Origin of the sequence: Moritella sp. (assembly GCF_013215705.1) — a bacterium.
Classification (GTDB): Bacteria; Pseudomonadota; Gammaproteobacteria; order Enterobacterales; family Moritellaceae; genus Moritella.
On sequence record NZ_JABSQR010000004.1, the window covers coordinates 86,121 to 111,645 of the forward strand.

Below are 25,525 nucleotides of genomic sequence, written 5' to 3' on the forward strand. Positions count from 1 at the left end.
GACAGTTATCCAGCGACTAAAGCCAATAAAGTAGCCTTAATGCCATTTCGTGTGAAATAAAAAACTAGTTTTAACCTTGCACTCATTCATATATTTCAGTTTACACACAAAATATAATTTTTTATAATAATTAAAATAGATCGTATTTTACAACAAGGGATCACATGAAAAAGCTCATACTCACCTTATTATTATCAAGTAATGTTTATGCAAGTACAGACATTGCTGATAACTTTTCATATTTTGGTTTTGGTTATAAAGCAACTAACTATTCATCGGATGCAATGACACCTTATTTTGGTAAGCAATACCATAACTCAGAAAATAAAGATTTAGCTGGGCTGTATCTTGATGCAAGTGCTAATATCGTTGACGATATATTTATTGAAGGTTATGCAGACTTCAGGACTCGATTTAGTTCTGACATAGATACCAAGTCAGCAGGTGTTGGTTATGTGTTTGCACGTTCAGCAACATTTTCACTACCTGTCTCTTGCGGTGTGGTTAATTATCGTGGTGATAGGCAGGAACGCCCTTCTTTTTCTGAAACTGCAGGTTATTGCAACATTGGTGTAAAATCTCAAATCGCTAAACATTGGATGGCTGACCTTTCGTACCAATATGAAGCAGTTGAAGAACATAAGAATACTATCGGATTAAAAAATGTTTTCCAACTTGGTTCAACCTTTGGGCTAGTTGCTGGCCTTGAATATGCGAATAGAACCGACAATGAATTTAGCTATAATTTAGGTATACAGTTCTCGTTTAAATAATTGTAAATACGCATCTAATCTAAAGAAACATCTTATAACAATGAAACTAACCCAACTTAATGCCTTTAAAGCTGTAATCGAATGCCAAACAGTAACAGCTGCTGCTGAACGCCTCTATTTAAGCCAACCCGCCGTCAGCCGCCTTATTGCTGGACTTGAACAACGTATTGGTTTTAAATTATTCATCCGTAAAGGTAACCGCTTAATGCTAAGCGATGAAGGCCAGGCATTCTATTTTGAAGTCGCGAAGGTATTTGATGCGATTACAGGTTTGGATAGTGCAGCAGAATCTATACGAACCAACCATTTTGGTAGTCTCAATATTGCAACAATGCCATTATTGTCGCATGCTTTTTTACCTCGTATTTTAGCTTCAGTAATCAAACAATCACCACGCATGAAAGTCGCCGTCAAAACCGAGCGTTCAGAAGGCGTTGTACGACGAGTTCAGAGCCAAACCTGTGATATTGGTTTTGCCTTTATAACTCAAGATTTCCCAGGAGTAATGGCACAACAAGTGATCTGTGAATGCGTTTGCTTAATTCCAGCAAAATCTCCATTAGCTAACCTCGCTGCAATAGATATTCAAGATATCGCAGGACAAGTACTTATTCGTCATGAAAAGGACTCCACACAGTTAAAAATAGATCGGTTATTACGTCGCTATAACTTAACCACGATTGAATGTGTCGAAGTCTCACTTGCGAACACTGCTGCGGCATTAGTACGCGAAGGTGTTGGCATTGCAATCACAGACCCTTTTACTGCGCATATGGCCAGTGAACATGAACAGGTTGTCATGCGACCACTAAAATTTTCTTTACCCTTTGAATTCGAGATCTTATACCCTGCATTAAAACCTTTACATCATCATGCCGAACGGTTCGTCGAACAATTTATGTTACAGGCCGATGAAATGGGTATTTATTTAAATATTGGAGCTATGCGTGACCTAAATGACAGCAAAACCAACCAAGATCACAATTAACAGTTACAATCTGGCCATAACAAATTTAAATAAATATTAATTTAATCAACACTATAATCAATTAACATTGCAGTGGTATTACATTTTTGCATACAACCAAAACTATTCTACATTGTTCAAAATAGATGACTATTCCTTACACTGATGACGAAATTTAATCATCATAAAAAGGTATCACTATGTCTACTCGAGTATCCGTTATTGGTTCAGGTAATGCAGGATTAACTGCAGCTTATCATTTTTCATTGCACGGTGCGCAGGTATGCTTATACGGTTCGAGCGGCTTTGATCAACCGCTTAGCGATATTGAACAGCATGGTGGTATTACTGCATTAGCTGAATTTAATAATGTTGCTTTGACTTACGCTGGTTTTCAATCCATAGCTAAAATAAGCCGAGACTTGGCTGAAACCGTCGCATTTTCTGACCTACTTATTTTACCCGTGCCATCATTTGCCCAAGAGCCTTTATTCATCGATATGTTACCTCATCTACGCGATGGTCAAATCATCATGTTAATGCCAGGTAACTATGGCTCACTGGTTCTCAACCGCATAAAAACAGAGCAAGGTTATCAAAATCTTGACATTACCTTTGTCGATGCAATTTCAATCCCGTGGGCGACCCGTATCGTCGGTCCTGCACAGTTAGCCATTTTGGGTATGAAAGAGTTCTTACCTGTCGCCGCTTTACCTGCGCATAAAACCGCAGAAGCAATCGCCAAACTACAGCCAATCATGCCATTACCACTAACACCTTTGGCTAACGTGATCAGTGTCGGACTGGAAAATATCAACTTTGGCGGCCACCCATTATTAACAACCTTAAACATGGGTTTGTTAGAAAACTTCGACGGTAAGTTTAATTACTACAAAGATTGTTGCTCTCCATCAACGGCTAAGGCAGCCGCCGTAATGGAAAATGAACGTATGCAAATTGGTAATGCATTAGGCTTAGCCTTAGTACCAGAGTTAGAGTCAATGAATGCCCTGTATGCAATGCAATGTGAAAATGTTTACCAAGTTAATCGTACTTCCGAAACCCACGGTAAGTTAAACAGTGCACCAAATTCGGCATCTAACCGTTATATCACCGAAGATGCAGCGTATTTATTAGTACCTTGTCATGAATTTGGTCGTTTAACCAATATTGAAACACCGATAGTTACCGCTTGTTTACACCTAGATAATGCGTATAACGATACTAATTATTTTACTGCAGGACGCACCCTCGAAAAAATGGGCTTAGCACATATGTCGGTAGCTGACATCATGCACTTCGTGGCTTAATATAAGGAAATACCAGTAATGAGACTTAAATTCCCCTCTACTTATACGATTTTATTTCTGCTCACGGTATTGATGGCTGCACTGACTTGGGTGATCCCAGCAGGTAAATATCAAATGGCAATGAATGACGACTTGGGTAAAAAAGTACCGCAAGTAGGTTCATACCAAACCGTAGAAGCCAATCCACAAGGCATAGTTGAAGTATTAATGGCACCTGTACAAGGTTTCTATGATCCATCAAGCTATGCTGCTCGCGCTGTCGATGTCGCATTATTTGTGTTAATCATTGGTGGTTTTATTGCAGTGGTTACCCGTACTGGTGCCATTGATGCAGGTATTGCAGCAACAATGAAACGCCTTGATGGCCGCGAAAAGTGGATGATCCCAATCTTGATGGGGTTATTTGCAATGGGCGGTACTGTTTATGGCATGGCAGAGGAAACGCTGCCATTTTATACCCTATTAATTCCGGTAATGATTGCTGCGGGTTATGACAGTATTGTCGGGGTAGCAATAATTATGATCGGTGCAGGTATTGGTTGTTTAGGTTCCACTATTAATCCTTTTGCAACAGTAATCGCTTCTAATGCGGCAGAAATCAACTTCATGGAAGGTTTTGCATTACGCGCTGTTATTTTGGTATTAGGTTGGTTACTTTGTGTTATTTATGTCATGCGTTATGCAGAAAAAGTAAAACAAGACCCGTCAGCATCATTAGTATTCCATCAAAAAGAGGATAATGAGCAGCACTTTCTACACAGTAGAAGCCAACAAATACCAGCATTAACTGGTACGCGCAAAGCAGTATTAGCTATTTTCGCGGTCTCATTTGCAACTATGGTTTGGGGTGTATCCGCTGCAGGTTGGTGGATGGCAGAGTTGTCTGCGTTATTCATCGGTGCGAGTATTGTCATTGGCATTGTAGGTCGTTTGTCAGAAAGTGAACTAACTGACAGTTTCATTAATGGCGCACGAGATTTATTAGGTGTGGCCTTAATCATTGCTATCGCACGTGGTTTAGTTGTGGTGATGGATAACGGTAATATTACCCATACTATTTTAAACTTCGCCGAAGGTCTACTCGGCGGTTTAAACGAGATCGCCTTCATTAATGCAATTTACTGGATTGAAGCTGTGCTATGTCTTATCGTGCCCTCTTCTTCTGGCCTTGCTGTATTGACGATGCCGATCATGGCACCGTTAGCAGATTTTTCTGGTGTAGGTCGTGAGTTAGTGGTTACCGCTTACCAATCTGCATCCGGTTTACCCAATATCATTACCCCAACATCCGGTGTAGTCATGGGCGCGTTAGCAATTGGTCGTGTGAGTTATTCATCATGGCTTAAGTTTACCCTGCCGTTAGTAGGTATGATCTCAGTATTAGTCATGATACTACTCAGTCTCTCGGTCGCGTTTAGTTAATAGAACAATCATCAATAAGCCCCAGCCGGTGACCTACCGGCGATGTTAGAGCACCAACGGCTTAACCTACAAGCTATAGCAATACAAAACGCCTATCCGTTAACGCTGATAGGCATTTTGGCTTACGCAATTAAACAAATTTAAGCGCAGTTGAAGCAAGCCAGAAAGGTTAACCACTTATGCTAGCAAGCTTAATTAACTAATAATGATAACGGATTAACATACAACCGTGTAAACTCATCCGCACCTACCGGACGTCCAAAGAAATACCCTTGGTAAATATGCCCACCTGCATTTTTAATAAAACTCGCCTGTGTCGCGTCTTCAATCCCTTCTGCTACCACTTTTAAGTTAAATGCTGTTGCCATGGATATAATCGCTTTAACCAAATGCTGATTTAACTCCGAAGTAGCTAGACTCGCAATAAAACTGCGATCAATTTTAACCGAACTAAATGGAAAACGCTGGATGTAACTGAGTGATGAATAACCCGTCCCAAAATCATCCAACGCAATACGGATCCCCAAAGCATCAATATCTTGCAATATTTGTAGTGCGCCATCTTGATCGCCTAAAAATACATTTTCGGTAATTTCTATTTCCAGCGAATTGGCACTCACATTATAGGTTTCTAATAAATCTTGGATTTTATTAACCAGCTCTTTATCTTGAAGTTGTAGTGGCGAGAGATTAACAGCAATAAAAAATGCTTCATTGTGTACTTGTTGCCAGCGGGCTAATTGTTGGATCGCAGAGCGAAGAACAAAATACCCAATTTCAACCATCATTCCGGACTGCTCCGCGATGGCAATAAATTTATCGGGTGCGACATAGCCTAATAAAGGATTATGCCAGCGTAATAATGCTTCCGAACCTATTAGTTGATTATTAGCCACATCAAAAAATGGTTGATAATGCAAGCTCAGCTCATCATTTTCCAAGGCATTATACAGTTGCGATTCGATTTGAAAGCGATCCATTAGATCCGTTTTCATCACCGCATCAAAGAACTGATAGCTCTTATTATTTAGCTGACATTGTGATGTTGATACACTGGTATTATTCATCAATTCCAAAAAACTGCGGCTATTATCTGGGTATACAGAAGCCCCCACACAATAAGTTAAGCTAATGCGGTGCTCTTGAAATGCAACCTTCATATCAAGCAACTCTAAAATATCATCAATAATCACCATAATCGTTGGCATAAAGTCATTATTATCCTGACGATACAACAGGGCAAAACAATCATCCGAAAGTAAGGCGACATAAACACCTTTCGAGTATAACAGCCTTAATTTATCTGCCACATACTGAGTAATATATTGTGAACATAACAAGCCCAAATTATTGCGGATATGAGTTAAGTTAGTTATCCGTAAATGCAATAATGCGGTTTTGTTAGCTGATGTAAGGATATGGTCATTGAAATGCTTTTCTAATTGGTTAATATTCGGTAACCCGGTTAATATGTTGCGATACTTTTGCAACTGAATCGTTTGCTCTGCAGCAGCATGCAGATCAAGCGTCTTACTCAACTTATGATTAACCCTTTCTAGTTCAGCGGTGCGCTGCTTTACTTTCTGTTCCAATACGTACTGTTGATACAAGATAGTGAGACTAGCCTCAACCATCTTTTTAAATAATTGTAATAATTCACGCTGTGGTAGCGTATAGCTATTATCTTTAATATCGAGCATACAGAGAGTACCGAATGGCTTACCTGTCGGCCAATTAAGCGGCAAGCCGCAATAAGCAATCACCCCTAATTTAACATCTGGATTATTACACCAATGTAGATCCCGCAACATATTGGGTACCAGCAATTCCTGTTGTGAATCAATCACAGCTTCACACAAAAGCTCACCATTTAATGCCTCTCTATCTCCTACCTGATAAGGGTTGTCAATATGTGTATTTGTGACACAGACTTCTATTTCATGAGATTGTAAACGCATCACGAGTGATATCGGAATCGAGGTGATTTCCGCAATGTGTTCTATTAACCCTTGCCAATTTTCAAGTATGTCAGCAGGTATCTCAATATCGCTATAACTCTCTTGATTCATGATTTTCATCTACTCTTTAAGACATTAATTCAATTAAACAATGTGTAAAACCTTATATTTAGAGTGCCATTTATAATCTAAATAACCCTAAACATAAAATACCACTGTTTAATCAGATGAAATATCAATTTTGATAATTACTTTAATTTTAGAACAAAAATCATTTAAGAGTTCACCAACACGGAAAAAACCTAGTGACCTGTACCTAACAACCTTGGACAACGCTGAAATACTCGACTACCGCTATTGGTTAGACTGGCGTTGATATACAAAAAATACCACTAGCCCATACAAGCAACGATAGTTTGACTGGATGAAAACACCGCATAATACTCACCACCAACAACAAGCTTTAGCTCATTCGCTAATTGCGTATCAATAGAAGCGTAAATCATTTGTGGCGCCGTTTCACCTTGCGTGCTTTTCTCTAGCAGCGCAAGTGTAACTTCAGTCGTCTGACTGTTACTGTGAATTTCATGCACAATGCCCCGCAATTGATTTTGATGCTCTCCAGCTTCTTTATCACGACTAATCGTCACAGCTGGCGCTTTAAATAATAATAAAATTGGTTTGCCAATTGCTAATGACAATCGTGCACAGCTGCTTTGAGTCACACAAGCATTAAGTCGTAGTCCACTAGTTAGCTCGACCTCAAGGTGTACATTTAAATCATCATGATTAAAGCCAGCACCCGTGAGATTATTGCCTAAGGATACAATGGTGCCAGACAATTGATTGCGAGCACTGGTTTTCAAGGAAAAGTGTCCCATCACATCCAGTAAATTATTCATTGGGATAGTTTGATCTTGCAAGGCTTCTAATACCATACCTTGCATTTGGTCAGTGAGTGCATACATTTTCAATAAACGTTCACCAAAGGCTGTTAACTTAGCTCCACCACCACCTTTACCACCCTTTTCACTATTTACAACAGGTTCTGACAGACGAGTATTCATATCTTTAACCGAATCCCACGCCGTCTTATAACTCATACCAGCAAGCTTAGCTCCCTGACTAATCGAACCACAGGTTTGTATCTGTTGTAACAACGCGATCCGTTTGGGGTTAGCAAACACTTTATCGGCAACCGAGATGGTCAGTAATGCTTTAAAATCCATGGTATATCATCAGCTAAAAATGAAGTTCATATTGTGCGCCATCAGTACAATAATAACAACTCCAGCCCAGTGTACAGCCGTAGTCAGCATCAACAGTAAAAACCACACAATCAAATCAAATTAGCCAAGCTTTACATTGAAGAAGAAGAAGAAATGAGCACAACTCCGAAAATAATAGGTTATCGAGTCATCATGGGAAAATTTATGCTCTTTAATCGTGTAAATACTTTGATATAAGAAAAAATATTCTCCATGCACAGGCGTAGAGTAATAACATGAATGTAAGGAAGTGTAAGCCCGCGTATATTAACGTCAAGAGCAGGATGATGCTGAAGGTAATCTTCAGTATCAATAAGGAATATCTATGAACAATCAGTGGCAACAATATAAACATCTACTTAACACCTATGTGAAACCAGCATTAGGTTGCACCGAACCAATCTCAGCAGCATATGCATCCGCCATTGCAGCGAGCATGCTGTCGCAAACACCTGAACAAATTACGGTTCAGGTATCAGACAATTTATATAAAAATTCAATGGGTGTATTTGTACCTGGCACCGGAAAAATAGGCTTACCCATTGCGGCTGCAGTTGGTGCTATTGCTGGTGATCCGAATGCGGGTTTAGAAGTACTCGCCAAAATAACTGCAGAGCAGGTTGAAGAAGCCCAAGGGCTAATTGATGCGGGTAAAGTCATCGTTGAACGCACCCACTCCAGTGAGTTCATTTATTGTCATGTAAAAGCACAGTATCAGCATGATATTGCAATTGTCGAAATCAGTGGTGGTCACACCCACATAACAAAGACGACTCTAAACGGTAAACTCGTATTCAGTAATAATAGCTGCTCACCTACCAACGCGAGTCATATTTGCGACGATATCGATATAAGCATTCAAGGTATTTACGATTACGCAATGGGCGCTGATTTTGCCGATATTGCCTTTATCCTCGATGCCGCTAAATTAAACTCACATTTAGCTGATGAAGGTTTAAAACATGCTTACGGTCTACAAGTCGGTCGCACCATCGAAAAAAATATTCAAAGTGGTTTTATGGCTGCCGATCTTAACAATACCATTGTGATGCGTACCTCAGCAGCATCGGATGCAAGAATGGGTGGCGCAACATTACCCGCAATGAGTAATTACGGCAGCGGTAATCAAGGTATCGCAGCTACCATTCCCGTTGTGATGATTGCAAAACATTATCAAGTTAGTGATGAGCAACTTGCTCGCGCACTGATCTTAAGTCATCTTGGCGCTATTTATATAAAACAACACTACCCACCATTGTCTGCATTTTGTGGTAATACAGTGACCAGTGCAGCAGCCGCGATGGCAATGGTTTATCTTGCTAATGGCAACTATGAACAATCATGTTATGCCATCCAAAATGTATTAAGCGACTGCTCTGGGATGGTATGTGATGGTGCAAAGTCGACATGTGCAATGAAAGTAAAAACATCCACCAGCAGTGCAATAACCGCCTTTATGTTAGCGATGAATGATGCACATGCATTTGACCAAGGGATTATTGCACGTGATATTGAAACCAGCATCCGCAATATCGGTAAGTTAGTGACCAACGGTATGGCTAACACCGATGCGACAATTATTAATATCATGTCAGCATAATCAACGACGTATTTAAAAAATAAGTAAATTAATCGAAAATGATAGCGCTAACTTGACCATTAATGTATATAATCGCACGCTATGTCACATTCTGTATGTGCATAAAGATTGCACGACCTCATTAATGGAATCAAACGTTATTAGGAGTAACAATGGACAACCTATCCTCAAAGTCGTATCGACTACCACTCCAAAATAAATTGGTTGGTCTGTCAATTATGATTATCATCGGGATCGTTGCCTTTCTATTGTTCTTCTATCATTCTTTTTCAGCCAGTTTAGAAGAAGAAAAAAAAGCCCAATCCAAAAATTTCATTGAATCAGCCCTCGGTATTATTCAACACTTTCATCAACTCGAATTATCTGAAAAACTGACCACTGTCGAAGCTCAACAAATGGCGATGCGGACACTCGAGTCGGCAACGTATGGTGATGATGGTTATTTTTGGATCAATGACAGTAAAGGCAAGATTTTAATACAGCCTTACATGCCTAATTTAGTCGGCTTAAATATGATGAATTGGGCAGACAGTACCGGTAAATATATTTTCCAAGAGTTTGATCGCGAAGCCAGAAAAGGTGGGGGCTGGGTTTCTTATACTTGGCCTAAATTAAACACATCTGAAGAATTCCCGAAAATATCTTATGTAGCCCATTACGCAGCTTGGGATTGGCTTATTGGTACGGGACTTTACCTTGACGATATGAAATCAAATATTTTCTGGGCGGTATTAAGAACCTCCGGCGTCTTGTTATTTGGTTTTCTCATTTTTATTTTTACCATGGTTCTCATTATTAATTATTTTGTTCACCAATTGAGTGAACTATCGGTTCGTGACGCGCTCACCAATTTGTATACAAAACGCTTCTTAAAAGAGATCATACCGTCATTGCTTAATCAAAATAAAATGACGAATCATCATCTTGTAGCAATATTTATCGATCTTGATCATTTCAAAAAAGTAAATGATATGTATGGTCACGTCAATGGTGATCATGTACTACAACAAGTTGCAAACGTGATGAGCAAGAATGCCAAATCAAGCGATTATTGTATGCGCTATGGTGGTGAAGAATTTGTGCTTATCGGTTTCTTTGATAATGTAATTTCAGCGATTGATATGGCAGAAATGATCCGCCATCAAGTCTCTGAGTTACGCTTTCCAAATGGTGGTAATGAGTTCTCTGTTACGCTAAGTGCAGGTATTGCTTTACATAATAAAAGTCGTGATAACTGTTTTGAAGATACACTTAAGCGTGCTGATATGAAGCTGTATGAAGCAAAAGTAGCCGGGCGAAATCGCGTATCGAGTTAAAATAGCCTTGTTAATTTACGTTAACAGGGCTAAAATTTGCTTATCGATATATAACCAACTATATAACGCTTGGGTGTTTACCTCTCATTCAAATAAAATATACATAAGGCATTACTAATGACACAGCGCTATCGCAACAGATTGAAGCAACTCGTTACCATTATTTTATTAACACTCAGCAGCAGTGTAATGGCAGAAGAACGAGTCCTCATTTTTGCAGCCGCCTCATTAACGAATGCCTTAACTGAGGTCGGTGAGATATTTCAAGCAGATCCTATAGCAAACCCAACAACAATAAATCCGGTATTCTCTTTTGCATCATCTTCAACCTTGGCAAGACAAATTGCCCAAGGTGCTCCCGCACAAATCTATTTATCTGCAAACCAAAAGTGGATGGATTATTTAGTCAAGCAAAAAGCGGTCGCCGCTAACTCTAGAGTGACCTTATTGCGTAATTCACTGGTACTCATCGCACCAAACAACAGCCTTGTAGATAACATCACATTAACCAAACATTGGAATATAACGCAAGCTGTTGGAGATAGCAGAATTGCAGTGGGCGATCCCGATCATGTACCTGCGGGTCGCTATGCTAAACAAGCGTTAGAAAGTTTAGATTTATGGCAACAAGCGATGCCGTTATTAGCCCGTGCCAATAATGTTCGCGGCGCATTAGCGCTTGTTGAGCGTGGCGAGTCACCTTTTGGTATTGTGTATGCGACTGATGCACAAATAGCTAAAAAGGTAAAAACAGTTGCTACCTTCCCTGCAAGTAGCCATAAGGCCATTGAATATCCATTAGTCATGGTCAATAGTAACGCCAACGCTGCAACCTCAAGCTTCTATCAATACTTACAATCAGACGCTGCACAAACAATATTTGTCAAATACGGTTTTAAGGTACTCTCTATTTAAGGTCAACTATCTATTTAAGGTCAACTCTATTTTAAGGTAAATAGCTTTGTTAAGTGATTATGAAATTGCAGCCTTGCTGCTGAGTTTAAAAGTATCGAGTGTGGCGGTGTTATTCAGTCTGCCCTTTGGTATCGCTTGCGCATGGATACTCGCCCGTTGTGAGTTTCCGGGTAAGTCGCTGTTTGACAGCCTGATTCACTTACCTTTGGTCTTACCGCCCGTGGTGATTGGTTATATATTATTAATCTCTATGGGGCGTCAAGGCAGCATTGGCGCGGTACTTTATGACTGGTTTGGTTGGAGCTTTAGCTTTAGTTGGCGTGGCGCAGCATTAGCAGCGGCAATCGTCTCGTTTCCGTTAATGGTACATGCGATCCGTTTGTCATTTGAAAGTGTCGATATACGCTTAGAACAAGCCGCACGAACCCTAGGTAGTAATCGCTTACGGGTATTTTTTACCATTACCCTGCCGTTAACCCTACCCGGTATTGTTTCTGGTATGGTGCTGGCCTTTGCCCGTAGTTTAGGTGAGTTTGGCTCAACCATTACCTTTGTGTCTAATATCCCCGGAGAGACGCGTACTATTCCATTAGCCATGTACTCTTTTATTCAAACCCCAGGTGCTGAGCATGAAGCTGCACGCTTGTGTGTGATTGCTATTGTTATTGCCGTATTATCATTAACTGCATCACAATGGTTAGCCAAAAAAGCCCAACAGCGAGTCGCGTCATAATGTTAACTATTGATATAAAGAAACAACTGGGTGACTTAGATTTGCAAGTGAATGCTCAAATTCCGATGCAAGGTATCTGTGCTGTGTTTGGTCGTTCTGGTGCAGGTAAGACCTCGTTGGTGAATATTCTTGGCGGATTATCTACACCTGATAAGGGGCAGCTAACCTTAGGCGATACGCACCTTTACCACCAGCGACTGCGGATTAATTTACCGCCAGAACGTCGCCGTATCGGTTATGTATTTCAAGAAGCGCGTTTATTCCCCCACTACAGCGTGCGCGGTAATCTCAATTATGGCAATAAGGATAAAGACCAGGTTCATTTTGATTCTGTGGTGAAGTTACTTGGTTTAGATGAATTATTAAACCGTTATCCATCGACCCTTTCTGGTGGTGAAAAACAGCGCGTTGCCATTGGTCGCGCCTTGCTCACACGCCCACAAATGTTATTAATGGATGAACCATTAGCAGCATTAGATTTACCCCGCAAGCGTGAGCTTATTCCTTATTTATTACAACTTGCTAAGACCCTTAATTTACCGATTATTTATGTAAGCCACAGTTTAGATGAGATCTTACAGCTCGCCGATACCATGCTGGTATTAGACAAAGGCAAAGTGTTGGTGAATGGTCCGTTGCAAGACGTTTGGGACAGTGCAGAAATGCGCCCTTGGTTGCCAGCCAAAGAGCAAAGCTCATTATTGATGGCGACGGTCACTGAATTGAATGAAGGCTACCGCATGAGTAAGTTAGCGCTCACTGATGGTACTTATCTGTGGATCAATGGTTTACCTTTACCTGTGAGCAGTAAACTGCGTGTACGTATTCATGCTAACCATGTATCTCTGTGTAAAACACGTCCACAAGACAGTAGTATTCGTAATATTCTACCGACGACAATTACCGAGATTATACATTCGCAATCAAGTGATAATGTGCAGGTTAAATTGGCGTTTGGTGATGACCACATATGGGCAAACATCACCCCATGGGCCTGTGATGATTTAGCACTAACCGTTGGGCAAAGTGTATATGCTCAGATCAAAGGCGTAAGCATGACAGAAAGTGAATTAGCGCAGTCGTTTTGAGGGATAACGATTCTAATGATTCGCTAATCTAGTTGATGTAGATATTGCCCTTAGTATAAGTAGATAATTACACAATCTTATTTGTGAGCATCTTTGCGTTTTTCATCATCTTTTTTCTTTATCAGTGATGATAAATTATCAGTTCCAAATATTGTATTTATTCTTATTAGTGGAAATTTGTTATGTTCAAAAATAAAATCACATTGCTTTGCAAACGCAATTCTTGTAGCTGCTGTATGGTATGTTAAGTAACCTAAAGAACTACCGGCCTCAGAAATGTCGATGCCTTTTTCACCCTTATAAAGCTTGTAATAACTATATTCATTGCCCTTCTCTTTTTGCAAAATAGTAAAACCATTAATCATCAAGACTCCATTTTTTTTGCAAACCGAAAATCCCCTTGGTTCTAAATAACCTACCCCACCCATTTTCATATTGTCCACATTATAAAAGCCAAGCGAGTTTATGGCGTCGGAGTTCTCCATATCAATAGTAAATGCCTTAGCATTACTCACACAAAATAGCGCAAAAAAAACAAATGCATTATTTACAAACCTATTCATAACTACCTCTAACGTTAAAAATACCAAGCCAACTCTATACTACTTCGCTATAACATCTGCATCCAAAAAATCTCGCAGTTCAATTAATGCCATATTCCTGAGCTTTTTCGTGAAATAATTAGTCCATTAATATTATTAATTTAAGTATTACCAATCTTGTAAATAATCATCGATATCATCCCTGAAATTAGGTTTTACACTCTTAAGCTCAATCACCTTAACTCTCGCAGCCTCAGTACCAATAAGGTGCAATGCAGATAATACATCGTCAATAATTGTCTCTTTTTCAGACTCTAGAGCTAATCTTCCTAGTGCATCAACCGCAGCCTCATCTTTAAATACCGCAGTAGCATCAATAGCGGCCCCTACCTCATAAATATCCCCATTAAAAAGTATCTCTAATACTTTATTTTTTTCTGATTTTTTGACTCTATTATTTACCGAGGATAAATGTTCAATTCGGCTAAACAATGCCGTTAATAGAACATTCCTATTTCGAATAAAAAACCTGTTATCTTTTTTAGTCAGGCATATTTCAATATCCTTAAATTCATCATACGATATTGAAATTGAACCAATCTCATTTAAATAAGCATAAAGAGGTTTAATTTCATCTCTTCTTCTCTCAACACCAAAGAGCAGTTCTGATAATTCACTCTGGTCAATATAGGGTTCTTTATCATGAGTAAATGACTCACAACTTAGTGGCGCAGCTAACGCTAAATTAACAGGCAGTATCATGTACCATAAAAGCGCTTTGCTCACTCGGCAGAGATGTACAACTAGATACTTTAGCTGTTTTTCTTGTGTGTCATTCATATCGTCATTCTAATATCTTATAATTACTTAATATTATTCTATTAAATCATAATTTAAATGATTTTTCAGCTACAAAACACAAAATTAGCGCTATGTACTTAGATACATTTACCTATCAAAATAAACACTTACCCTTTAAGATATTAAACATTGCTCAAAGCTAAGGAAAAGCGAATTAACATGCCTAACAACCTTTCTATTCGCGCTTATACCAGCCAAATACGCAGTCATTATCATGAGTTCCACCAGCTGGTGCTGCCGTTACATGGCGCGATTAATATTAAGGTTGGCGATTACACTGGTAAAGTCAGTATTGGTGATTGTGTGATTATTAAAGCTGGGCAACAACATGACTTTCGGGCAGATGATGCAGCCCGTTTTATTGTGGTTGATATGGACAGTTTTCCAGAGAATATTACTGAATCGGGTATTGAAAAATTCTCGATAAACCCTCCTCTGCTTGCTTATATACAGTTCATCGACAAGCAGCTAGCACATCAAATAAATAAACAGCTTGAATCAACTGCGTTTGCATTGTTTTATCAACTCCTTGCTCAACAAACATGTCATGACCGTATCGACGCTCGAATAGCAGAGGTTATCCATTTCATCAAGCAAGATGTCAGTGTGCTATTTAGCATCGAGCAGTTAGCTAAAATTGCGTGTTTAAGCACCAGCCAATACAAGAAGCTATTCAAACAGAATATCAATATGACTACGCATAAATACATCACCCAATTACGTATGGAGAAGGCCTCTGCCCTGCTCGCTCATACCGATCTGCCTATTCGTATTGTCGCAGCACAAGTCGGTTATCAAGACCTGTCCGCCTTTAGTCGACGTTTTTCTAACTATTTCGGCCAATCTCCCAAAGCATTCAGCCATTAGTTAGTCAGCTATAAACAAGTAGCGTTTCAGTCAATAAAATCGTCCTTTCAGCAAACTTTACTATATATTTAAGGTTTATTATTCAGTCATTAAAATTACTTAAGGATAATAAATAATGGCTACATTATACGGTTTGATGGCAATTGGGTTATGGGGCACTTTAGCGCTGTTAGGCACAGTTACTGCGAATATACCTGCATTTCAATTACTCTCACTGTGTTTTACTCTCTCCGCAATCATTGTCATCATCAAACGGATCACCGTTAAAAAGCCCGTTTTCACCAAACCAACATTAACCCTCAAACAATGGCTGTTTGGCATAATTGGATTGTTTGGGTTCCACTTCTGTTATTTCATGGCACTTAAATTCGCGCCTGTTATCGAGGTCAGTTTAATTGTGTATCTATGGCCATTATTATTAGCCACACTGGTCGCCAACAAACAAAGTCGATTCAGAGCACTCATCGGCGGCGGCTTAGGTTTTATCGGCATCGCTTTCATTATCGTTGGTAATGGTGAACTAACGTTAAATAGCGACTATCAAATTGGTTATTTTCTTGCTGCTATTTGCGCTGTTATTTGGGGCAGCTATTCATGGTTCTTATCCACATCAAACAACGACGTGGAAGATATCGCCTGGTTATCTGCAGCAGTTGCATTATTGGCATTAATCGCACATTGGCAATTTGAAACCAGTAATTGGAGTTTTAGCGTGGCTGAATGGGGCGGAATATTGTTACTCGGATTAGGTCCTGTCGGGGGCGCTTTTTACTTATGGGACATCGCCTTAAAAAAAGGTAACCAGCAATTGCTCGCGTCATTAAGTTTTAGCACACCACTCATTTCATCTGTCATTTTGGCCATTGCAGGCTTTAACGCTTGGTCTACTAACATCATCATTGCACTCGCATTGATATTATCCGGAGCAATTATTGCTAATACGAAGACAAAACTAGCCGCTATAAAGGTCTAGTAGTAGCTGGTCTAAGTTATACCCAAGTTACTTCAATTTTTGTTTACGGAAACTTGTTAGGCAAACCACATTATCAGGTATCGCTTTGTGTTCTTGTTTACTCTCTTCAGTAATTTTTGGATAAGGGCTGGGGAAATGACCGTTGGCTGTGTCAGGATAACTATCACGGGCTAAACCTTTGGCAAAGCGAAATAAAGTATCATCAAGCAGTCGTGCGACCGGAATAAAACGCTTGTTACGCCCTTCGCTGGCAATGCGTTTCCGCATTTCATTTATGTGCATAGACAAACCATACGCTTCATCATCGTTATAAGCCGTTACATCGTTATTTTCACCACTTTGACGGATCCAAGACTCTGTATCGCTGACATGACCGTTCACACTTAAGTCAGTATTTTTAAACCAACAAAAACCCTCGGTTTCGCTGAGGAATTGCGAGGTAACTATGTCAGCAACAGATTCTTCAATCGAACCACTGTGCAGCATCAGATTAACCATTTCAATAAATAATCGCCCTAAAAATAGCGCTTCAAATTCAGCTTGAGTGGGTGGAGCCAGGTCAGGAAAGATCATCACATAACGGCTGCGGGATTCAACGGCTATCACAGTCCCGTGATGAGACTGAGCATTGTTTTTTATAACATGGCATTGCCAGGCAAGCGTCTCGGCATCAGTAGTGATTGTTTGTGTTCCAATACGTTTACCGTCGACACTTGTTATTCTGGCTAAGTCCAGCTTCATCCATTTACACAGCGCATTACTTGCTGATATTTGAATCTTCATAATAAAATCCTATGCCTTATTCAATACTAAATAGTGCTATCGTTAATCAATATGATAACACCAAGATTGACAGCGCCAAAGGATAGCCCCCACGAATTGCAGTGTTTAAACCATACTGCTAAACTACGTCATTAAATCACTTCGTATAATCCCAATAATATGGTTTGGGAGTTTCTACCAAGATCCTTAAACTCTTGATTATGAAGTCTGTAACTTTAAAACCTAAAATAATACATAAAGGTAGAGACTCATGAATTACTTTGACTTACCGAAGATTGACCTACATTGCCACCTAGACGGCAGTGTTCGCCCAGAAACAATCATTGCGCTTGCAGCTGAACAAAACATTACCCTACCAAGTAACGACATTGAAGCGATCAGAACGTTAATGATCGCACCTGAAACATGTACCGATCTTGGCGAATATCTACAGCGCTTTGACCTGCCATTGTCAGTAATGCAAACAGCGGAAGGCATTGAGCGCATCTCTTTTGAAGTATTTGAAGATGCAGCACAAGAAAACGTAAAATACCTAGAAGTACGTTTTGGTCCTATGCTACACCTCGAACAGGGTCTAACCCTTGAGCAAGTATTTGACAGTGTTGTTGCAGGTATGAAACGTGCCGAAGCCATGTATGACATCAAGGGTAACTACATTTTATCTATCTTACGTCATATGCCAAAAGACAGAATCAAAGAAGTACTGGATACGGCTGCTAAATACTTAAACGGTGGTATTGTGGCATTCGATTTAGCAGGTGGTGAAGCACCAGGGTTCTGCGCTGAATTTGTGCCTTATGCACAATACGCCATTGAAAAAGGTTACCGTGTAACCATTCATGCTGGTGAGCAAGGTGTGGGTCAAAACGTATTTGATGCAGTTTCATTATTAGGTGCAGAACGTATTGGTCATGGTATTCATATTACTGGCCATGAAGATGCGTACAAGCTTGTTAAAACCCAGAACATTGCATTAGAAACCTGTCCAAGCAGTAATGTGCAAACCAAAGCGGTTGAAAACTTAGCCAACCATCCAGTTAAAGCGTTCTACCAAGACGGCATTCAAATCACCATTAATACTGATAACCGAACTGTGTCAAATACCACCATGACCGATGAAGTACGTAAAGTAATGGAAGAGTTTAGCTTAAGCCGTGAAGACTATTTCAACATTTACAAGATCAGCATTGAACATGCGTTCGCATCTGACTCTGTAAAACAACATTTATCGACGTTTGCTGAATAAAAAACTTAAGCTTCTTGTTCATCAATCAATACAGAACATAAACAGCAAGCATCAATAATAACGACGAATAATCAGTATCAAGGCGGGCATCAAACCCGCCTTTTTAATGCCTGCGATTTGTCAACTAGCCTTCAACATCAGCACTCCATAGCATGCCCAGCATCTAGCGCTGCATTCAATAAATGTTGTCCGACAAACAAGTCCTGCACAGCAATACCCGAACTATCAAAAATAGTAATATCGCTATTATTGATACGCCCTTGTGCGCGCCCCGATAATACCGCACCAATCATGGTTAATTTATTGCTTACCACGTCTTTGTCAGCGTGCTGAAATTCGCCAATCACCACCGACTGCGACGTAAAATCACAGTATAAATCAGCGTTATCAAACAAGGCCAAAGGTAACTCTTGCTTACCTTTGGTATCAACCCCCATTGCCGAAATATGCGTGCCCGCTTGCACCCATTCTGCAGAAAACAGTGCTTCACGAGCCGTTGTTGCGGTAATGATAATATCCGCAGCGCGACAAGCCTCTTCAGCCTCTGTTACTTGAGCGTTAATCCCCACAGCCGCTAATTTATCAACCATAGCTTGTGCTTTATCATTATTACGGCCAACCACCAGAACACTACGGATATCACGTACCCGACAAACCGCAACACCTTCATAAAATGCCTGATGACCCGTGCCAAAAATAGCTAAACAGTTCGCGTCTTCACGTGCTAATACCGATACTGCAACCGCATCCGCTGCTGCCGTGCGGTAAGCATTCACAGTACTGCCTTCAATCACGGCATCCAGACGCCCGGTTTCTTGATCTAATAGAAAGATCGTCGAGGCATGACAAGGGATATTTTTCGCGGTATTACTAGGCCAATAACTCCCCGCTTTCCAACCCACTAGTTCTGCTGTGTTAGCTGATTTAAGCGAAAAGATACTGTTTTCAGCATGCCCCTCTGCGATCACAACGGGGAATAACTTGGCTTGCTCACTCGCCGCAATTAACGCTGCGGATACCGCATTGAATGCCAGTTCATGACTGATTAATTGACTCGATAATGCTTCACTCATGTATTTCATATTGTCTGAATCTTCCTATAAAATTACTGTAACAGGTATTACTACCAGCCTTGAATTCGTTGCCAATAATCAAGTTCAATCTGCGCGGGATCTGCCACGTAATAACCCGCGTGCATGGCTGCAGTAGCGCAAGCATGATTGGGTAAAATGCGTAACTGCGTGCCTACCGCTATATCCATTAACTTTCCGCTATCAATCGCACCATCAATATCGTTACTAACTGCAGCAATAATGCCATGTTCCTGATTGACGCCGATAACCTGTAAGCCGGAGATAATATTGCCGTCGTTATCGCAGACTAAGCCATAACCACAGTCTTGACGTTGCGACTGGGTACCGCGGTCTTGCGATAATGACATCCAACCCGCATCAATAAACAACCAGTCTTTCTCTTCGTTATGACCAATCACACTGGTGACAACCGACAATGCAATATCGTCAGGTTTACATACACCAATGCCCGCCATGACTAGATCAAAAAAGGTATACACGCCTGCTCTCACTTCAGTTACGCCATCTAAGTTCTCGGCAAAATGAGCTGTAGGAGTCGAACCAACGCTCACCACAGGACAAGGTAATCCACTTTCAATTAACTGAGTAGCAGCAACCACCGCGGCACTGCGCTCCCCTTCAGCCGCAGCGACTAACGCCGCTTTACTGATACAATCATAAGATTCGCCCGCATGGGTCAGTACACCTCGTAACTCAGCACCACCTTGATGCAAAATTCTGGCAATCTCGACTAAACGCGTATCGTCAGGTTGAATACCACCGCGATGGCCATCACAATCAACTTCCAATAACGTCGGGATCTTAATATTTTGCGTCTGACAAAATGCGGCTACCGCTTTTGCTTGCGCAACACTATCAAGCAAAATACTAATATTGATGCCATTATTAAGCAGTGCTTGAATACGCGGTAATTTTTGTGGGACGATACCAACGGCATAAATAAGATTGCTATAACCCGCGTCTGCAAATGCTTCCGCTTCTTTAACGGTCGAAACAGTCGCTGGTGAATCAAAACCTTCGAGTATATGCTTCGCACCCGCAATGGATTTAACAGTTTTTAAATGCGGTCTTAATATCACATTATGCGGGGCTAACGTTGCTCTTAAAAATGCCACGTTAGTATCAAACTTGGCTTTATCGACCAACAAAAAAGGCGTGTCTATCTTTGCTAAGCTTGTTGTGATTGGCATCGTGTTTCCAATTAACATAGTGCTCGTTCCTTATATTCATTCTACTGAGTTACCTGCTTGGTAATATGCGCATTGTGGTGTATCGGGATTTAGAATAATATTAACGATTACTAACTATCATATTAGGTTTGAACTTAATGCTTACCAGCGAAGATTTGCGTTTTTTCTATGTAATATCGACTCAACCCTCTTTAACCGCGGCTGCGCGTAAGCTTAATGTGACGCCGCCAACAGTGACTCAACGCCTGCAAGCAATTGAATCCAAAGTGAGCGTTAAATTGGTACAACGCCAAGCCCGTGGCATAAGCCTGACCGAAGAAGGTTATTTACTACAAAAAAAAGCCCGCTTTATTCTCGCTGAACTGGATCAAATACACACATTAATGGCCAGTAAAAAGAACCTAATCAGTGGTACACTCAAAGTATTAGCCCCCTTGGGGTTTGGTAATGATTACATAGCCCCCTTAGTTGGCGAATTTCAACAGCAACACCCAAACCTAATTGTCGAATTAGAGCTCTCGGACAACCCAAGCTGGGCGGAAAGCCACAAATGGGACATCATCATTTATATTGGTGAGTTACGGGATTCGACATTGAAGCTAGCGACGCTTGCGCCTAATCAGCGTTTTCTTTGTGCTTCTCCTCATTACTTAAAAAACCATGGCCCGCTTAAATCGCCCCGAGAATTACGAGACCACATTTGTATTGCGTTACGGGAAAACAGTGAAGACGTGACATTATGGCGTTTCACCCATAATGACAGCCAAGAACAAGAGTCGATTCGCATTACCCCCACTTTTACCAGTAACGAAGGTAGCGTTGTGAAAAACTGGGCAATCGCAGGCCATGGGATCATTATGCGCTCAGAATGGGATGTGCAACCTGAATTAAATAGTGGAAGATTAGTGCAGTTATTACCAGACTATAGCTTGCCGAGTGCCGATATTGTGGCGTTATTAGGTACTGATTCAGGCGCTCGTTCAGCCAGAACAGCACATTTTTTACAATTACTAAAAGCACGTTTTGCACAGCAACCTTGGTTAAAAAAATAGTCATTTTAGACCAAGATAACAACACAAAAGAAGCGCATCATGGAAATCGTATTTTTAGGTACATCGGCAGGTACACCGACCAAAACCCGTAATGTATCGGGGCTGGCTATTCACCGGGTTAATTCCAAAAAATGGTGCTTAGTTGATTGTGGTGAAGGTACTCAACATCAGCTATTACATACCAAACTGTCTTTAACGCAATTACAGGCGATCTTTATTACCCATATCCATGGCGATCATTGTTATGGTCTACCCGGGTTATTAGCCAGTGCCGCAATGCAAGGCAGGACAGAACCACTTTGGATTGTAGGGCCATCAGAAATTAAAACCTTCATCGAGTTGATGCAAACTGCTGTGCACCTCAATTTAAACTATGAACTAAAGTATAAGTGTATTGATGAGCCAAATAATACACTCGACGACCTAGCCATTGAATTTGATGTAGAGACGACTGAACTCTCTCACCGCTTGCCTTCTGTGGCTTATAGTTTCATTGAAAACAGATTAAGCAATAAGCTCGATGTCGATAAGTTAGCACAAGACAAGATCACTCGCGGCAAGCTTTGGGGCGAGTTGCAACAAGGGTTAGATGTACAACTCGATGATGGGCGCATTATTTGTGCACAAGATTACTTATTACCGATTCAAGATCCACGAAAAATTATCATCTCAGGTGATAACGATAAGCCATCACTGCTCACTCAAGTAGCCAAGACCGCAAACGTATTAGTGCATGAAGCAACGTATACTCAAGATATCGCCATCAAAATCGGCTCGGGGCCACAACACAGTTACGCCAAACTGGTTGCTCAGTTTGCCAATGATATTGGACTTGATAACTTAGTGTTAACCCACTTTAGCCCACGTTATCAATACGCGATAAACAGCAGCCCTTCTATCTTCGATATCGAAAACGAAGCCCGTACTGTTTATAGTAAAAACCTGTTTCTAGCCAACGACTTTGACCGCTTTATATTAAACAAACAAGGCGTTTTAACTAACGCTAACAGCCATTCAGTTTTCAAATAACAATATGATAAACAAGCGAGATATACAGTGAATTGGACGGTCGATCAATTAGAAGCATTTGTAACCGCAGTAAAACTCGGCTCTTTCTCTGCCGCTGCACGCCATTTGGGCAAAGCACAATCACGAGTCAGTACCGCAATCGCTAATTTAGAAACTGACCTTGATGTAACCTTGTTTGACCGCAGTGCACGACTACCGATACTGACACCCGCAGGCGAAGAGATATCGATAACTATCGCCATGGATGAAGCCGCACAGCTCATGGCATATTGACAGTTATTATTACATTACCGAATTAGTTATCAGAGGTATTGGCTGGGCGTTAGTGCCTGAGCATATCACTAATATACATTGTATAAAGACGCTTTATTAGAATTATCCACTGCTCACATTACCGACCCTTTATTGATTGAAATGGGCATAGTTAAACGTCGAGATCAAGCCAGTGGTCCGGTCATGAACTGGATATACCAAGTCTTAAATCGGGGTGTTATAAAATAGTAACCATATTACTTATTAGTTAATTTTACGTAAAAAGTCTATAATCCTGCGCGTAACTATTTTTGAAAAATCTAAATATACTATGGATAACCTGCCTTTTAGTGCAAAAAAGTTGCTGAATCTAGATTTTTATACCTTTTATGTTGATTTATCGCAGTTTTTTTGTCAGATTAATACCCACGTAACATATCAGTGACATCTACTGCTGATAATGAATGGAATCAATTTTTCAGACTGGATGGGGAATCATCGAGTTATAAGGGTCTGGTAATGTCTTTATTAGAAGTAAAAAATCTTCGCATCGAATATCCATCTCGACATGGGGTTCACGCTGCAGTGAAATCATTGTCTTTTTCTATCGAACGCGGTGAAATCGTTGGTATAGTTGGCGAATCTGGTGCAGGTAAATCAACTGTGGGTAATGCTGTTATTGATCTATTAAGCCCACCAGGTGTGATTGCTAGCGGCGAAGTATATCTTGACGGTAAAAAAATATCGGGATTAACAGCCAAAGAGATGCGCAAAATACGTGGCTCAAAAATCGGCTTCATCTTCCAAGATCCAATGACATCACTAAATCCTCTTTTTACCATCGAGCGTCAAATTACCGAAACTATTCTAGCCAATCTTGATGTAAGCAAAAAAGAAGCGTTCTCTCGGGCCATTACCTTAATGGAACAAGTCGGTATTCCTGAACCAGAATTACGTATTAAGCAATACCCGCATCAATTCTCAGGTGGTATGAGACAGCGTGTGGTTATCGCTATCGCATTGTCTTGTGAACCCGATTTAATCATTGCCGATGAACCAACAACCGCACTTGATGTTTCAATTCAAGATCAAATTCTAAAACTGATCCGCGAATTATGTATTAAGAAAAACGTGGGTTGTATGCTGGTTACCCACGATATGGGTGTGGTATCGAATGTAACAGATAAAATTGCCGTGATGTACCGCGGTGACCTTGTTGAATTTGGTCCAACCAAGCAAGTATTGAGCGATCCTTCGCATGAATATACCCGTAGCCTTATTTCTGCGGTACCGCGCTCTGATATCAAGTTAGATCGTTTTCCGCTGGTAAGCTATATCGAAGAAGCCGAAGAAATGAAGCAAATCGATATTAAAAACCACTGGTTAGGTCAAAGTCAGGATCAACGTGAATACACGGGTCCACTACTGACAGTAAATGATGTCAGTCTGCGCTTTGTAACTAAAGATTCATTCTTTGAAAGCAAACGTGAATACGTCCAAGCATCGAACAAAGTAAGCTTCCATATTAACGAAGGTGAAACCTTTGGTCTGGTGGGTGAATCTGGTTCAGGTAAATCAACGATTGCACGTATTATCGCCGGTCTTTATACCCCGAATGAAGGTAATATCACGTTTGAAGGCATTGATTTAACCGCATTGAAATCTGAAAAAGAACGTCGCCCAATTCGTCGTCAAATGCAGATGGTGTTCCAAAATCCATATACGTCGATGAATCCACGAATGAAGGTTTTTGATATTATTTCAGAACCAATTCGTTTCCATAAACTGGCATCATCTGAAACTGAAATTCGTCAAATTGTACACGACCTACTGGATCATGTCGGACTAGGTAGAATGGCAGGGGTTAAATACCCACACGAGTTCTCTGGTGGTCAACGTCAACGTATTTCGATTGCCCGCGCGCTTGCAACACGGCCGCGTTTATTAATTTGTGATGAACCGACATCAGCACTTGATGTGTCAGTACAAGCACAAATTCTTAATCTACTTAAAGATTTACAAGACGAACTCAATCTAACTATGCTGTTTATTAGTCATGATTTACCGGTTATTCGTCAAGTGAGTGATCGCGTCGGTGTAATGCAAAAAGGTAAACTGCTTGAAGTAGCGGCAACGGAAGACTTATTTACTAATCCACAGCATGAATACAGCCAGCATCTTATTTCGTTAATGCCTGAATTTAAAGGTTTGCGTGACAAGTTAGCGAGCTAGTTATTATTATAAAAACGAAGAAACAACTGTTTAATAAAAACAAAAAAACACAAC

The 25,525-nt window shown here is 40.5% G+C and carries 22 protein-coding genes, 1 pseudogene and 1 riboswitch; of the genes and pseudogenes, 16 read left to right on the forward strand and 7 right to left on the reverse strand.

Annotation, left to right across the window (positions count from 1 at the left end):
- Nucleotides 1-164: 164 nt before the first annotated feature.
- The 4 genes from HRT96_RS00760 (at nucleotide 165) to HRT96_RS00775 (ending at nucleotide 4,472) form a co-directional block, all read left to right on the forward strand.
- Nucleotides 165-773 carry a hypothetical protein gene (locus HRT96_RS00760; protein ID WP_293150800.1) on the forward strand — a complete coding sequence of 203 codons (609 nt, stop codon included), beginning with the start codon at nucleotides 165-167 and terminating at the stop codon, nucleotides 771-773.
- A gap of 40 nt (nucleotides 774-813) precedes the next feature.
- A complete protein-coding gene (locus HRT96_RS00765) occupies nucleotides 814-1,761 on the forward strand; it encodes a LysR family transcriptional regulator (RefSeq protein ID WP_293150802.1) in 948 nt (315 codons plus the stop codon).
- 179 nt (nucleotides 1,762-1,940) lie between these two features.
- Nucleotides 1,941-3,050 (forward strand): NAD/NADP-dependent octopine/nopaline dehydrogenase family protein, encoded by a 1,110-nt coding sequence (locus HRT96_RS00770; protein WP_293150804.1) that lies wholly within the window; start codon nucleotides 1,941-1,943, stop codon nucleotides 3,048-3,050.
- An 18-nt stretch (nucleotides 3,051-3,068) separates the two neighbouring features.
- On the forward strand, nucleotides 3,069-4,472 hold the full coding sequence (locus tag HRT96_RS00775) for a YfcC family protein (RefSeq protein WP_293150806.1): 1,404 nt from the start codon (nucleotides 3,069-3,071) through the stop codon (nucleotides 4,470-4,472).
- Nucleotides 4,473-4,663: 191 nt separating this feature from the next.
- On the opposite strand, the gene HRT96_RS00780 is transcribed toward HRT96_RS00775, so the two are convergent.
- Both HRT96_RS00780 and HRT96_RS00785 read right to left on the reverse strand, forming a co-directional pair.
- The gene (locus HRT96_RS00780) at nucleotides 4,664-6,550 is read right to left on the reverse strand and encodes an EAL domain-containing protein (protein ID WP_293150808.1); all 1,887 of its coding nucleotides are present in this window, start codon (nucleotides 6,548-6,550) and stop codon (nucleotides 4,664-4,666) included.
- A gap of 272 nt (nucleotides 6,551-6,822) precedes the next feature.
- Complete coding sequence (locus HRT96_RS00785; protein ID WP_293150810.1) at nucleotides 6,823-7,659, reverse strand: TOBE domain-containing protein; 837 nt, start codon at nucleotides 7,657-7,659, stop codon at nucleotides 6,823-6,825.
- 364 nt (nucleotides 7,660-8,023) lie between these two features.
- Between HRT96_RS00785 and HRT96_RS00790 the strand changes: the two genes are divergently transcribed.
- The 5 genes from HRT96_RS00790 (at nucleotide 8,024) to modC (ending at nucleotide 13,350) form a co-directional block, all read left to right on the forward strand.
- Nucleotides 8,024-9,298 carry a serine dehydratase subunit alpha family protein gene (locus HRT96_RS00790; RefSeq protein ID WP_293150812.1) on the forward strand — a complete coding sequence of 425 codons (1,275 nt, stop codon included), beginning with the start codon at nucleotides 8,024-8,026 and terminating at the stop codon, nucleotides 9,296-9,298.
- Between the two features lie 152 nt (nucleotides 9,299-9,450).
- Nucleotides 9,451-10,614, forward strand: a complete 1,164-nt coding sequence (locus HRT96_RS00795; RefSeq protein ID WP_293150814.1) for a diguanylate cyclase — start codon at nucleotides 9,451-9,453, stop codon at nucleotides 10,612-10,614.
- A gap of 117 nt (nucleotides 10,615-10,731) precedes the next feature.
- Nucleotides 10,732-11,529, forward strand: coding sequence for a molybdate ABC transporter substrate-binding protein (gene modA / locus HRT96_RS00800; RefSeq protein WP_293150816.1), 798 nt, complete (start codon nucleotides 10,732-10,734; stop codon nucleotides 11,527-11,529).
- A 46-nt stretch (nucleotides 11,530-11,575) separates the two neighbouring features.
- Nucleotides 11,576-12,262, forward strand: a complete 687-nt coding sequence (modB, locus tag HRT96_RS00805; RefSeq protein WP_293150818.1) for a molybdate ABC transporter permease subunit — start codon at nucleotides 11,576-11,578, stop codon at nucleotides 12,260-12,262.
- A complete protein-coding gene (gene modC, locus HRT96_RS00810) occupies nucleotides 12,262-13,350 on the forward strand; it encodes a molybdenum ABC transporter ATP-binding protein ModC (protein ID WP_293150820.1) in 1,089 nt (362 codons plus the stop codon). Before modB ends, modC begins: the two co-directional genes overlap by 1 nt.
- Nucleotides 13,351-13,427: 77 nt before the next feature.
- On the opposite strand, the gene HRT96_RS00815 is transcribed toward modC, so the two are convergent.
- Both HRT96_RS00815 and HRT96_RS00820 read right to left on the reverse strand, forming a co-directional pair.
- Nucleotides 13,428-13,913: a hypothetical protein gene (locus HRT96_RS00815; protein WP_293150822.1), complete on the reverse strand. Its 486-nt coding sequence runs from the start codon at nucleotides 13,911-13,913 to the stop codon at nucleotides 13,428-13,430.
- A gap of 147 nt (nucleotides 13,914-14,060) precedes the next feature.
- Nucleotides 14,061-14,732, reverse strand: coding sequence for a hypothetical protein (locus tag HRT96_RS00820; protein WP_293150825.1), 672 nt, complete (start codon nucleotides 14,730-14,732; stop codon nucleotides 14,061-14,063).
- Nucleotides 14,733-14,912: 180 nt separating this feature from the next.
- Here HRT96_RS00820 and HRT96_RS00825 point away from each other — a divergent pair, with 180 nt between their 5' ends.
- Together HRT96_RS00825 and HRT96_RS00830 are read left to right on the forward strand one after the other, a co-directional pair.
- Entirely contained in the window at nucleotides 14,913-15,620 is a 708-nt protein-coding gene (locus tag HRT96_RS00825; RefSeq protein WP_293150828.1) for an AraC family transcriptional regulator, read from the forward strand.
- Nucleotides 15,621-15,735: 115 nt separating this feature from the next.
- Nucleotides 15,736-16,593 (forward strand): EamA family transporter, encoded by an 858-nt coding sequence (locus tag HRT96_RS00830; protein WP_293150831.1) that lies wholly within the window; start codon nucleotides 15,736-15,738, stop codon nucleotides 16,591-16,593.
- 27 nt (nucleotides 16,594-16,620) lie between these two features.
- On the opposite strand, the gene HRT96_RS00835 is transcribed toward HRT96_RS00830, so the two are convergent.
- Nucleotides 16,621-17,376 (reverse strand): hypothetical protein, encoded by a 756-nt coding sequence (locus HRT96_RS00835; protein WP_293150834.1) that lies wholly within the window; start codon nucleotides 17,374-17,376, stop codon nucleotides 16,621-16,623.
- A 121-nt stretch (nucleotides 17,377-17,497) separates the two neighbouring features.
- Nucleotides 17,498-17,597, forward strand: a riboswitch (purine riboswitch).
- A gap of 29 nt (nucleotides 17,598-17,626) precedes the next feature.
- Between HRT96_RS00835 and add the strand changes: the two genes are divergently transcribed.
- The gene (add, locus tag HRT96_RS00840; protein WP_293150837.1) at nucleotides 17,627-18,622 is read left to right on the forward strand and encodes an adenosine deaminase; all 996 of its coding nucleotides are present in this window, start codon (nucleotides 17,627-17,629) and stop codon (nucleotides 18,620-18,622) included.
- Nucleotides 18,623-18,759: 137 nt separating this feature from the next.
- On the opposite strand, the gene HRT96_RS00845 is transcribed toward add, so the two are convergent.
- Both HRT96_RS00845 and HRT96_RS00850 read right to left on the reverse strand, forming a co-directional pair.
- A complete protein-coding gene (locus HRT96_RS00845) occupies nucleotides 18,760-19,704 on the reverse strand; it encodes an ornithine cyclodeaminase family protein (protein ID WP_293150840.1) in 945 nt (314 codons plus the stop codon).
- Nucleotides 19,705-19,745: 41 nt separating this feature from the next.
- The gene (locus HRT96_RS00850) at nucleotides 19,746-20,924 is read right to left on the reverse strand and encodes a DSD1 family PLP-dependent enzyme (RefSeq protein ID WP_293150843.1); all 1,179 of its coding nucleotides are present in this window, start codon (nucleotides 20,922-20,924) and stop codon (nucleotides 19,746-19,748) included.
- Nucleotides 20,925-21,043: 119 nt separating this feature from the next.
- Between HRT96_RS00850 and HRT96_RS00855 the strand changes: the two genes are divergently transcribed.
- The 4 genes and pseudogenes from HRT96_RS00855 (at nucleotide 21,044) to HRT96_RS00870 (ending at nucleotide 25,471) form a co-directional block, all read left to right on the forward strand.
- Nucleotides 21,044-21,958 (forward strand): LysR family transcriptional regulator, encoded by a 915-nt coding sequence (locus HRT96_RS00855; protein ID WP_293150846.1) that lies wholly within the window; start codon nucleotides 21,044-21,046, stop codon nucleotides 21,956-21,958.
- A gap of 39 nt (nucleotides 21,959-21,997) precedes the next feature.
- Nucleotides 21,998-22,987, forward strand: coding sequence for a ribonuclease Z (locus tag HRT96_RS00860; protein WP_293150848.1), 990 nt, complete (start codon nucleotides 21,998-22,000; stop codon nucleotides 22,985-22,987).
- Between the two features lie 27 nt (nucleotides 22,988-23,014).
- Nucleotides 23,015-23,488, forward strand: a pseudogene (locus HRT96_RS00865) (LysR family transcriptional regulator).
- A gap of 270 nt (nucleotides 23,489-23,758) precedes the next feature.
- A complete protein-coding gene (locus tag HRT96_RS00870) occupies nucleotides 23,759-25,471 on the forward strand; it encodes an ABC transporter ATP-binding protein (RefSeq protein ID WP_293150851.1) in 1,713 nt (570 codons plus the stop codon).
- Nucleotides 25,472-25,525: the final 54 nt, after the last annotated feature.